Below are 11,819 nucleotides of genomic sequence, written 5' to 3' on the forward strand. Positions count from 1 at the left end.
GGCAAACACCTCGCGCACCCACTCGACAAACACCGCCACCGCGCGCGGCACATGGGCTGAATAGGGGCGCATCGCGTAGATGGTGTCGCTGAACGCGCCCATGGGCCGCCATTGCGGCAGCACCTGCACCAGCTGGCCCGCGGCCAGCGCGGCCTGGGCGCTGAAGTCGGGCACCAGCGCAATGCCCAGTCCGGCAATTGCCGCGTCGCGCAGCGCCTCGCTGTTGTTGGCCACCAGCGGCCCGCTCACGGGCACGGTGGCGCGCGCGCCGCCGCCGCGGCCCTGGCGCTGCAGCGTCCAGGCCGCGGCTTCGTGGCCGCGCGGGTAGTGCAGGCAGCGGTGCTGGCGCAGGTCGTCGGGCGCCGCGGGCATCGGGCCGTGGCGCTCGAGATAGGCCTGGCTTGCCACCAGCACCGAATGCGTGCTGCACAGCGCCCAGGCCACATGGTTGTCGGGCGGCGTGCCGATGTGGCGTATGGCCAGGTCCAGGCCGTCCTGCGACAGCGCGCGCAGCTGGTCGGACAGATCGAGCTCCAGCTGGATGTCGGGATAGCGGTCGAGAAATTCGGGCAGGCGCGGCACCAGATGCTGGCGCGCGAGCGCCACGGGCGCGGTCACGCGCAGGCTGCCGCGCGGCGCGTCGGCCAGGTCGCGCACCTGGGCAAAGCTGCCCGCAATGCGGGCAAAGGCCTCGCGCGTGTCCTGCACCAGGTGGCGGCCCGCATCGGTCAGCAGCATGGAGCGCGTGGTGCGCCGCACCAGCGGCACGCCGGCCGCGCGCTCCAGGCCCGCGATGTGCTGGCTCACCGCCGCCTTGCTCACGCCCAGGCGCGCGGCCGCGGCCGTGAAGCTGCCCTGCTGCTCCAGCACCACCAGCCACCAGAGGTGCGACCAGAGCTGTTCGGTTTTCAGTGCATCGTTGGAATTCATTGCGCCATTGTTCACCAAACTAAACAATCATTTCACGTCACAGGGCTGGGCAGGGCGTCGGTGCCTGCCTACACTTTGGCCATTGTTCACGCCGACCCCAAGGACTTTTCCATGAACGCAGCCATCTCCACGGCCTCCATTGCCCACTTCATTCACGGCCAGCGCGTGGCCGGCAACAGCCTGCGCAGCCAGCCCGTGACCAACCCCGCAACCGGTGCCGTGACCGGCGCCGTGGCGCTGGCCAACCGCGCCGATGTCGATGCCGCCGTGGCCTCGGCCGCCGCCGCCTTTCCCGCCTGGGCCGACACGCCGCCTATCCGCCGCGCGCGCGTGATGTTCAAGTTCCTCGAGCTGGTCAACCAGCACAAGGATGAACTCGCGCATGCGATCACCGCCGAACACGGCAAGGTGTTCACCGACGCCCAGGGCGAAGTCGCGCGCGGCATCGACATCATCGAGTTCGCCTGCGGCATTCCGCAGCTGCTCAAGGGCGACTTCACCGAGCAGGTGTCGACCGGCATGGACAACTGGACGCTGCGCCAGCCGCTGGGCGTGGTCGCCGGCATCACGCCGTTCAACTTCCCCGTGATGGTGCCGATGTGGATGTTCCCGGTGGCGATTGCCGCGGGCAATACCTTCGTGCTCAAGCCCAGCCCTACCGACCCCACGGCCTCGCTGATGATGGCCGAGCTGCTGCAAAAGGCCGGCCTGCCCGACGGCGTGTTCAACGTGGTCCAGGGCGACAAGGAAGCCGTGGACGCGCTGATCGAGCACCCCGATGTCAAGGCCGTGAGCTTTGTCGGCTCGACGCCGATCGCCAACTACATCTATGAAACCGGCGCGCGCCTGGGCAAGCGCGTGCAGGCGCTGGGCGGCGCCAAGAACCACATGGTGGTCATGCCCGACGCCGACATCGACCAGGTGGTTGACGCGCTGATAGGCGCGGGCTACGGCTCGGCCGGCGAGCGCTGCATGGCGATCAGCGTCGCGGTGCTGGTCGGCGACGTGGCCGACAAGGTGGTGGAAAAGCTGGTCGAGCGCACCAAGACGCTCAAGGTGCTCGACGGCGAGAACCTGGCCGCCGAGATGGGCCCCATCGTCACCCAGGCCGCGCGCGCGCGCATCGAAGGCTATATCGCGCTGGGCGAGCAGGAAGGCGCGCAGCTGCTGGTCGACGGCCGCGGCTTTGACGGCGCGCAGGCCGGCGCGGGCTGCGACAACGGCTTCTGGCTCGGCGGCACGCTGTTCGACCATGTGACGCCTGAAATGCGCATCTACAAGGAAGAGATCTTCGGCCCGGTGCTGGCCTGCGTGCGCGTTCCCGACTTCGCCCAGGCGGTCGAGCTGGTCAACGCCCATGAGTTCGGCAACGGCGTGGCCTGCTTCACGCGCGACGGCAACGTGGCGCGCGAGTTCGGCCGCCGCATCCAGGTGGGCATGGTCGGCATCAACGTGCCGATTCCCGTGCCTATGGCCTGGCAGGGTTTCGGCGGCTGGAAGAAGAGCCTGTTTGGCGACATGCATGCCTACGGCGAGGAAGGCGTGCGCTTCTACACCAAGCAAAAGAGCATCATGCAGCGCTGGCCCGAGAGCATTGGCAAGGGCGCGGAATTCGTGATGCCTACGGCGAAGTAAGGGCTGTTGGTTCGTAGTTAAGACACCCTTCGATCCTTCGACGGGCTCAGGACTCAGGATGAACGGTTGTTTACGTTCGTCCTGAGCCTGTCGAAGGATGAACGCCCAGCCGCCAGAACCCCAGCAGCGGCAACCCCCGCGCATCCCCGCTAAAATCCCGGGCTAACCCCCAAGGAGCGTTGCAGCGGTTGGTCCTATCCATCATCGGACCCACTGTCAGGCTTGGGGTTCCGTATTCCGCAACGACGCTCACCTGTTGGCCCTTGTTTTGTGCAGGTGAGTTGTATGCCGTCTGAAGTTTCCATTCCTCCGATGCGTCTGTCGGGCCTAGAGCCCGTGTTTGTGGGCGAGGACACGCTGTTCGTCAACATTGGCGAGCGCACCAATGTCACGGGCTCCAAGGCCTTTGCGCGCCTGATCCTCAACGGCCAGTTCGAGGATGCGCTGGCCGTCGCGCGCCAGCAGGTGGAAAACGGCGCCCAGGTGATCGACGTCAACATGGACGAAGCCATGCTCGACAGCGAGGCCGCGATGGTGCGCTTCCTGAACCTGATCGCCTCCGAGCCCGACATCGCCCGCGTGCCCATCATGGTCGACTCGTCGAAGTGGGCGGTGATCGAGGCCGGGCTGCGCTGCATCCAGGGCAAGGGCATCGTCAATTCGATTTCCATGAAGGAAGGCCTCGAGCCTTTCAAGCACCAGGCCAAGCTGGTCAAGCGCTACGGCGCCGCGGCGGTGGTGATGGCGTTCGACGAAAAAGGCCAGGCCGACACGTTTGCGCGCAAGATCGAGATCTGCGAGCGCGCCTACCGCATCCTGGTCGACGAAGTCGGCTTCCCGCCCGAGGACATCATCTTCGACCCCAACATCTTTGCTGTGGCCACCGGCATCGAGGAGCACAACAACTACGCGGTCGACTTCATCGAGGCCGTGCGCTGGATCAAGCAGAACCTGCCCGGCGCCAAGGTCTCGGGCGGCGTGTCGAACGTGTCGTTCTCGTTCCGCGGCAACGACCCGGTGCGCGAAGCCATCCACACCGTGTTCCTGTACCACGCGATCCAGGCGGGCATGGACATGGGCATCGTCAACGCCGGCATGGTCGGCGTCTATGACGACATCGAGCCCGTGCTGCGCGAGCGCGTCGAGGACGTGGTGCTCAATCGCCGGCCCGACGCCGGCGAGCGCCTGGTCGAGATCGCCGAGACCGCGCGCAGCGGCGCCAAGGACGAAAGCAAGCGCCTCGAATGGCGCGGCACGCCCGAGGCGCCCGTCACCGTCGCCCAGCGCCTGGCGCATGCGCTGGTGCATGGCATCACCGACTTCATCACCGAGGACACCGAAGAGGCCTACCAGGAAGTGCTGGCGCGCGGCGGCCGTCCGCTGCACGTGATCGAAGGCCCGCTGATGGCCGGCATGAACGTCGTCGGCGACCTGTTCGGCGCGGGCAAGATGTTCCTGCCCCAGGTGGTCAAGTCGGCGCGCGTGATGAAGCAGGCCGTGGCGCATCTCGTGCCCTACATCGAGGAAGAAAAGCGCCAGCAGCAGGCCGCGGGCCAGGACGTGCGCTCCAAGGGCAAGATCGTGATCGCCACCGTCAAGGGCGACGTGCACGACATCGGCAAGAACATCGTCACCGTGGTCCTGCAGTGCAACAACTTCGAAGTCGTCAACATGGGCGTGATGGTGCCCTGCCACGAGATCCTGGCCAAGGCCAAGGAGGAGGGCGCGGACATCATCGGCCTGTCGGGCCTGATCACGCCCAGTCTGGAAGAGATGCAGTACGTGGCCGGTGAAATGCAGAAGGACCCGTACTTCCGTGACCGCCAGATGCCGCTGCTGATCGGCGGCGCCACCTGCTCGCGCGTGCACACGGCCGTGAAGATCGCGCCCAAGTACGACGGCCCGGTGATCTACGTGCCCGATGCCTCGCGCAGCGTGGGCGTGGCGCAGAGCCTGCTGGGCGAAGGCCTGGAGGAGTATCTGCAGACGCTGGAAGCCGACTACGACAAGGTGCGCCAGCAGCATGCCAACCGCAAGCAGGTGCCTATGTGGCCGCTGGCCAAGGTGCGCGCGAACGCCACGCCGGTCGACTTCACGCGCGTGCCCCCTGCGCCGCGCGCGCTGGGCCGGCGCGTGTTCAAGAACTTCGATCTCAACGAGATCGCGCGCTTCATCGACTGGGGCCCGTTCTTCCAGACCTGGGACCTGGCCGGCCCCTATCCCGCGATTCTCGACGACGCCATCGTCGGCGAGGAGGCGCGCAAGGTCATGGCCGACGGCCAGGCGATGCTGCAGAAGATCATCAGCGGCCGCTGGCTCTCGGCCAACGGCGTGATCGGCCTGTACCCGGCCAACAGCGTGGGCGACGACATCGAGTTCTATACCGACGACAGCCGCACGCAGGTGCTGCTGACCTGGTACGGCATGCGCCAGCAGACCGAGAAGCAGGCCGTGGACGGCGTGCTGCGCCCCAGCCGCTGCCTGGCGGACTTCGTCGCGCCCAAGGACAGCGGCATCAAGGATTACGCCGGCCTGTTTGCCGTCACCGCCGGCCTGGGCATGGAGAAGAAGGAGCAGGAGTTCATCGATCAGCTCGACGACTACTCGGGCATCCTGTTCAAGTCGCTGGCCGACCGCCTGGCCGAAGCCTTTGCCGAATGCCTGCACCAGCGCGTGCGCACCGACCTGTGGGGCTATGCGCCCGATGAACAGCTCAGCAACGCCGAGCTGATCAAGGAAAAGTACCAGGGCATTCGCCCCGCGCCCGGCTATCCGGCCTGCCCCGACCATACCGCCAAGATCGCGCTGTTCGAGACGCTGCAATGCCCCGACATCGGCATGACGCTGACCGAAAGCCTGGCAATGATGCCCGCGTCCAGCGTCAGTGGCTTCTACCTGGGCCACCCCGATTCGACCTACTTCAACGTGGGCCAGATCGGCGACGACCAGCTGATCGACATGGCCAAGCGCCGCGGCATGGACGAGGCCGAACTGCGCAGCCTGCTGGCGCCCAACCTGGCCTGATCCCGGCGCCGGCGCGGCGGCGCGCCGAGTGCGCCAGTGGGACATTGATACCGGTTACCGTAGCCCTGCCGACGCCACTCCAGGAAAAGAAACGCAGCCATGAAAACCGCCGTCTTCAGCACCCGCCGCTACGACAAGTCCCTGCTCACGCAGGCCAACAGCGAGGCCGGCCATGAGCTGGTCTTCCTGCAGGACCGGCTGACGCGCGACACCGCGGCGCTGGCCGCCGGTTGCGCCGCGGTCTGCGTGTTCGTCAATGACAACGTCGACGCCGAAGTGCTGGCCCTGCTGGCCGCGCAGGGCACGCGCCTGGTCGCGACGCGCTCCACGGGCTACAACCATGTCGATGCTGCGGCCGCGGCGCGCCTGGGCATGGAGGTGGTGCGCGTGACCGACTACTCGCCGCATTCGGTGGCGGAGTTCGCCGTGGGCCTGCTGCTGGCCGTCAACCGCAAGATCGCCCGCGCCAGCGTGCGCACGCGCGATGGCAATTTCGAGCTCGACGGCCTGATGGGCTTCGACCTGCATGGCAAGACGGTGGGCGTGGTCGGCACCGGCAAGATAGGCACCATCTTCGCGCGCATCATGCGCGGCTTCGGCTGCACGGTGCTGGGCCATGATCTGCAGCCCAATCCGGTGTTCACCGCCATTGGCGGGCGCTATGTGGCGGTGCAGGAACTGATGGCCCAGAGCGACGTGGTCTCGCTGCACTGCCCGCTGACCGAGCACACGCGCCACATCGTCAACGCGCAGACCCTGGCGGGCGCCAAGCGCGGCGCCATCCTGGTCAACACCAGCCGCGGCGCACTGGTCGATACCGAGGCCGCGATCGAGGCGCTGAAGACGGGCCAGCTCGGCGGCCTGGCCATCGATGTCTACGAGCAGGAGGCCAGCCTGTTCTTCCAGGATCTGTCCTCGACCATCATCACGGACGATGTGATACAGCGCCTGGTGTCGTTCCCGAACGTGATCGTCACCGGCCATCAGGCTTTCTTCACGCAGGAAGCCATAGGCCAGATCATGCAGACCACCATTGCCAGCATCAGCGCCTTCGAGCGCGGCGCGGCGCTGGTCAACCGCATCCCTGTGGCCTAGCCCACGCGCGGCGAATGGCGCGGAAATTCCAACCTGGACATGAAATATGACCGTCGAACCATCGAGTCCCCGGCACTGGGAGACGATACTGGAAAGCATCGATCTCGAAATCGCCCAGCTGGCAATCGTTTGCCGCATACGCCTGCTCGACCCCGGCGTGATCGAGCGGGTGATAGATCGCAATGACATCGTCTGCGGGCACAAGAACCCGCAGGCGTTCGAGAAGCTGCGCGCGCTGCTGATCATGCACTTCACGGCGCGCGAGAGCGCCGCCCACGAACTGGGCGACGAACAGGCCAGCGCCATCACCGCCCACATTCGCGCCCACCTGGGCGCGCGGGTGGGCGATCAGCTCGGCACGCCGCGGCCCTGAAGCCCGGGCGCGGCGCTCAGAGCGCTGCCGACCAGGGCACCTCAGCCTTGGGCCGGCCGGTCGCAAAGAAGCTGTGCAGGTTCTCCAGCACCAGATCGGCCATGGCGCGGCGGGTCTCGTGCGTGCCGCTGGCCATGTGCGGTGCCAGCACCACGTTGTCGAGTTCCAGCAGCGCGGGCAGCGGCCGGGGCTCGTCCTCGAACACATCGAGGCCCGCGCCCGCAATGCGGCCCTGCTGCAGCGCCTGCACCAGCGCTTCCTCGTCGACCACGCTGCCGCGCGCGACGTTGACCAGAAAGCCCTGGGGGCCAAGTGCGTCCAGCACTTCGGCATTGACCAGATGGCGCGTCGCGGCGCCGCCCGCGGCCACCACCACCAGGTAGTCGGCCCATGCGGCCAGCTCCAGCAGCGAGTCCTTGTAGGCATGGGGCGAGCCTTCGACGGGGCGGCGGTTGTGGTAGCCGACCTCCATGTCGAAGCCCGAAGCGCGGCGCGCAATGGTCGAGCCTATGCGGCCCATGCCGAAGATGCCCAGGCGCTTGCCCGAGGCCCGGGTCTGCAGCGCAAAGCGGCCCTTGGCCCACTCGCCGCGGCGCACGAAGCGGTCGGCTGCGCTGACGCCGCGCGAGACGTCGAGCAGCAGCGCGAACGCCAGGTCGGCAACGCAATCGTTGAGTACGTCGGGCGTGTAGCCGACACGCACCTTCTGCGCGACCAGCGCGGCTTCGTCGAGCGCGTCGTAGCCCACGCCAAAGCTGCTCACGACCTGCAGATTGGGCAGGGCGCGCACCAGCTCGGCCTTGGCGCCCGTGCCGGCGCCCGTGACCAGGCCGACGAACTCGGCGCCATGCGCGGCGAGAAAGCCCGCGCGGTCGGCTTCCTGGTCGAGGCGGTGGATATCGAACTGTTCGGCGAGATCGCGGTCAAGAGAGGCCAGCGGCATGGGGCCGTTTTGCAGGAGACGGGGACGCAGAGACATGGGAGGACTTTCGATGCGCGCAAGCGCGGGTGCAGATACCTGTCGTTGAAAGAAAAGCGGACCGGGCTATTTTGATCGCGTTTGCGCGCGAAAAAACGCAGCGCCGCCCTACGGCTGCTCTTCCTGGGAATAGGCCAGCAGGCTCAGGCCGCTGCGCAGCGACTGCAGCTGCTCGGCGCCCAGCAGGGCCTCGTATTCCTGCTCTATGGATTTGATCGCCGCATGGATCTGCAGCAGGTAGTTCACGCCGTCTTCCGTGAAGCGCACCAGTTGCGCGCGGCCTCGGTGAAGATGGAGCGCTTCGTCAACCTGGGGATCGATACCGATCGAAGGCGGCGTCGCTGCCGCCTACCGCCAGGAACTGGCCCAGGCCGAGGACCCCGAGGCGCTGCGCCTGCAGCTCGAATCGGAGTACCACCGCATAGGCTCGCCGTTTCGCACCGCCGAGAAGTTCGGCATCGTCGACATCATCGCGCCCAGCACTACGCGGGCCTTGCTGTGCGATTGGGTCGAGGATGCCTATCAGCGCTGCGCCCTGAGCTTGGGCCCCAAGGGGCGAACGATGCGCTGATCCCGCGCCGGGGATGCACGCCGGCCTGTCAGGTTTTTTCGCAGGTTGAGGCGGAATGGCTTGTGGAAGCGCATTTTTGATAGCGCGATGGTGCTTCATGGGTCAAGATAAGCCCATGCCACCTTTGCTTGATTCCCTTTTGCGCCGCGGGCGCGTGCTGATACGCCCCATCCAACCCCTGATCGATGCGTTCCAGCTCTGGCTTGCGGCCGACGGGCTGCGCATGAGCGCGGCGATGTCGTTCTACGGCATTCTGAGCCTCGCGCCCTTGCTGCTGCTGCTCGTGGGTCTGCTGGGCTGGTGGGTGGACCGCTCCTATGTCGAGACCAACCTGCTGGGCCAGGTGCAGGCGGTGATCGGCGAGCGCGGCGCCCAGGTGGTCAAGGCGGCGCTGGAGAGTGCGCAGAAGCCGTCCGAAGGCAGCCTGGCGTCGCTGGTCGGCTTCGTGCTGCTGCTGTCGGGCGCGACCGGAGTCTTCGTCGAGCTGCAGTCGGCGCTGGAAAAGCTCTGGCAGATGGGCATGAAGGACCTGCCCGTGCAGCGCGCCGCCTGGTGGCGCATGGCGACCCTGCGCCTGCGCGGCCTGGCCTATGTGCTGGCGCTGGGCTTCTTGCTGCTGGTGTCGATGGTGCTGTCGACCGCGGTGCACATGCTCACCACCTGGGCCGGCAGCCGGCTGCCCATCGTACCGCTGGCGCCGTTGATCGGCGTGATCAACGAAGGCGTGGCCTTTGCGGTGGCAGTGGCGCTGTTTGTCGGCCTGATGCGCATAGGCACGGGACCCAAGCCCGCGCTGCGCTTTCTGCTGTTTGGCGCCGTGGTCGGCGCCACGCTGTTCACGCTGGGCAAGCAGGGCCTGGCGTTCTATCTGTCGACGGCCGCCGTGGTCTCGGCCTATGGCGCGGCCGGCTCCATCGTCGTGCTGCTGATGTGGATCTACTTCTCGTCGGCCATCTTGCTGTTTGCCGCGGCGACGGCCAAGGCCGTCTGCGATGCGCGCGCCAAGGAGACCGGCCGGCTGGGCCGCGTCGCCCAGCACCCGGACAGCAAGCTGCCCGCCCATGCTGGCGAAAACATCTGAGCGCGCCGCGCCCAGATAGCCCGGCTTACTTTTCGACGAAAGCGCGCTCGACGACGAAGTCGCCGGGTGTGGTCGTGTTGCCTTCCTTGAAGCCACGCTCTTCGAGCATGTGCTTGAGGTCGGCAAGCATTGCCGGGCTGCCGCACAGCATGATGCGGTCGGTCTCGGGGTTGAGTTCGGGCAGGCCGATGTCGGCCGCGAACTTGCCGCTCTGGATCAGGTCGGTGATGCGGCCCTGGTTGCGGAAGGGCTCGCGCGTGACCGTGGGGTAGTAGATCAGCTTGTCGCGCACGATCTCGCCGAGGAATTCATGCTCGTGCAGGTCTTTCTCGAACAGCTGCTGGTAGGCGAGCTCCTCGACCTGGCGCACGCCGTGCACCACGACGGCCTTCTCGAACTTCTCATAGGTCTCGGGGTCGCGCGCGACCGACAGCCAGGGCGCAAGGCCGGTGCCGGTGCCGATCATGTAGAGGTTCTTGCCGGGCAGCAGATAGTCGATCAGCAGCGTGCCCGTGGGCTTCTTGCCGACAATGATGGTGTCGCCGACCTGGATGTGCTGCAGCTTGGAGGTCAGCGGGCCGTTGTCGACCTTGATCGACAGGAACTCGAGGTGTTCCTCGTAGTTCGGGCTGGCAATCGAATAGGCGCGCAGCAGGTTCTTGCCGTCCACCTTCAGGCCGATCATCGTGAAGTGGCCGTTGGAGAACCGCAGCGATGTGTCGCGCGTGGTGGTAAAGGAAAAAAGGCGGTCGGTCCAGTGATGGACGGACAGCACGCGTTCTTCGTTGAAAGCACTCATGGCGTGAAAGAGATGTAGTGAAGCGGGAACCCGGCGTCAGACAGGTCAGGAGCTGGCTGGCGAAGCGCGGCGCAGGGCTGCGGGGCGTTCACGGGGCGGGCATCTGTCAAGCGGGCAAACCTGGACATTGTCGGGCATAAGGGGCTGTAAGGGTACATTTCATTCCAGTCCGTATTCAACCTAAGGAAATCGCATGACAAGACAAGCGTGGACGGTGGCCGCGGTGCTGGCGCTGACAGTGGGTCAGGCAGGCGCGCAGGGCGTGATCAAGATCGGCGAAATCAACAGCTACAAGGCCATGCCGGCCTTTCTCGAGCCCTACAAGAAGGGCATGGAGCTGGCGGTGGAGCAGATCAATGCGGGCGGCGGCATTGCGGGCAAGAAGCTCGAGCTGGTCACCCGCGACGACAACGGCAATCCGGGCGACGCGGTGCGCGCCGCCGAGGAGCTCTATGCGCGCGAGAAGATCGACGTGCTCACGGGCAGCTTCCTGTCGCATGTGGGCCTGGCGCTGACCGATTACGCGCAGCAGAAGAAGCGCTTCTTCCTCGCCTCGGAAACCCTTACCGACAAGGTGGTCTGGGCCCAGGGCAACCGCTACACCTACCGTCTGCGCGGCTCGACCTACATGCAGGTCGCGATGCTGGTGCCCGAGGCCGCCAAGCTGAAGAAAAAGCGCTGGGCGATCGTCTATCCCAACTACGAATACGGCCAGTCGGCGGTGGCGACGTTCAAGAAGCTGCTCAAGGAAGCCCAGCCCGATGTCGAGTTCGTCGCCGAGCAGGCGCCGGCCCTGGGCAAGATCGACGCCGGCAGCGTGGTGCAGGCGCTGGCCGACGCCAAGCCCGACGCCATCTTCAACGTGCTGTTCTCCGCCGACCTGGGCAAGTTCGTGCGCGAAGGCAATACGCGCGGCCTGTTCAAGGGCCGCGAAGTCGTGGGCCTGCTGACCGGCGAGCCCGAATACCTCGAGCCCTTGAAAAAGGAAGCGCCGCTGGGCTGGATCGTCACCGGCTACCCCTGGTACGCGATCAAGACGCCCGAGCACCAGGCGTTCATCAAGGCCTACCAGGACAAGTACAAGGAGCATCCGCGCCTGGGCACCATCGTCGGCTACGGCGCGATCAAGTCGCTGGAAGCCGGCCTGCGCAAGACCGGCGGCAGCGCCGACACCGAGAAGCTGATTGCCGCGTTCAAGGGGCTGCAGGTCGACATTCCATTCGGCCGCATCACCTACCGCCCCGAGGACAACCAGTCGACCATGGGCGCCTATGTGGGCAAGACGGCCTACGACGAGCGGCTGCAGCATGGCGTGATGGTCGACTTCCACTA

General features: G+C 66.4%; 11 protein-coding genes and 1 riboswitch. Of the genes, 6 read left to right on the forward strand and 5 right to left on the reverse strand.

All coding sequences use genetic code 11. The features are described from left to right. Positions 1–930: LysR family transcriptional regulator (locus RR928_RS01965; protein ID WP_332537881.1), on the reverse strand; the 930-nt coding region annotated here is incomplete at its 3' end. A 111-nt stretch (positions 931–1,041) separates the two neighbouring features. On the opposite strand from RR928_RS01965, the gene RR928_RS01970 reads away from it, so the two are divergent. The 4 genes from RR928_RS01970 to RR928_RS01985 all read left to right on the forward strand — a co-directional run bounded on the left by RR928_RS01970 (position 1,042) and on the right by RR928_RS01985 (position 7,057). Further along, positions 1,042–2,565, forward strand: a complete 1,524-nt coding sequence (locus tag RR928_RS01970) for a CoA-acylating methylmalonate-semialdehyde dehydrogenase (protein ID WP_332537880.1) — start codon at positions 1,042–1,044, stop codon at positions 2,563–2,565. A gap of 165 nt (positions 2,566–2,730) precedes the next feature. After that, positions 2,731–2,823: riboswitch (S-adenosyl-L-homocysteine riboswitch) on the forward strand. Positions 2,824–2,850: 27 nt separating this feature from the next. Continuing rightward, positions 2,851–5,589, forward strand: coding sequence for a methionine synthase (gene metH, locus RR928_RS01975; protein ID WP_332681329.1), 2,739 nt, complete (start codon positions 2,851–2,853; stop codon positions 5,587–5,589). Positions 5,590–5,688: 99 nt separating this feature from the next. Next, positions 5,689–6,684, forward strand: a complete 996-nt coding sequence (locus RR928_RS01980; protein WP_332549843.1) for a 2-hydroxyacid dehydrogenase — start codon at positions 5,689–5,691, stop codon at positions 6,682–6,684. A gap of 46 nt (positions 6,685–6,730) precedes the next feature. After that, the gene (locus tag RR928_RS01985) at positions 6,731–7,057 is read left to right on the forward strand and encodes a hypothetical protein (RefSeq protein WP_332537877.1); all 327 of its coding nucleotides are present in this window, start codon (positions 6,731–6,733) and stop codon (positions 7,055–7,057) included. A 16-nt stretch (positions 7,058–7,073) separates the two neighbouring features. Here RR928_RS01985 and RR928_RS01990 read toward each other — a convergent pair whose 3' ends face one another. From RR928_RS01990 to RR928_RS02000, 3 genes are all read right to left on the reverse strand, one after another. After that, on the reverse strand, positions 7,074–8,036 hold the full coding sequence (locus tag RR928_RS01990; RefSeq protein WP_332681331.1) for a 2-hydroxyacid dehydrogenase: 963 nt from the start codon (positions 8,034–8,036) through the stop codon (positions 7,074–7,076). A 108-nt stretch (positions 8,037–8,144) separates the two neighbouring features. Next, a complete protein-coding gene (locus RR928_RS01995) occupies positions 8,145–8,282 on the reverse strand; it encodes a hypothetical protein (protein ID WP_332537875.1) in 138 nt (45 codons plus the stop codon). A gap of 58 nt (positions 8,283–8,340) precedes the next feature. Further along, entirely contained in the window at positions 8,341–8,706 is a 366-nt protein-coding gene (locus RR928_RS02000; protein ID WP_332681333.1) for a hypothetical protein, read from the reverse strand. A gap of 16 nt (positions 8,707–8,722) precedes the next feature. Between RR928_RS02000 and RR928_RS02005 the strand changes: the two genes are divergently transcribed. Then, entirely contained in the window at positions 8,723–9,688 is a 966-nt protein-coding gene (locus tag RR928_RS02005; RefSeq protein ID WP_332549896.1) for a YihY/virulence factor BrkB family protein, read from the forward strand. Positions 9,689–9,713: 25 nt separating this feature from the next. Here RR928_RS02005 and RR928_RS02010 read toward each other — a convergent pair whose 3' ends face one another. Next, entirely contained in the window at positions 9,714–10,487 is a 774-nt protein-coding gene (locus RR928_RS02010; RefSeq protein ID WP_332537872.1) for a ferredoxin--NADP reductase, read from the reverse strand. A gap of 193 nt (positions 10,488–10,680) precedes the next feature. Between RR928_RS02010 and RR928_RS02015 the strand changes: the two genes are divergently transcribed. After that, a partial coding sequence (locus RR928_RS02015; protein ID WP_332537871.1) for an ABC transporter substrate-binding protein occupies positions 10,681–11,819 on the forward strand: 1,139 nt, incomplete at its 3' end.

Source organism: Comamonas sp., from assembly GCF_036666375.1.
Classification (GTDB): Bacteria; Pseudomonadota; Gammaproteobacteria; order Burkholderiales; family Burkholderiaceae_C; genus Comamonas.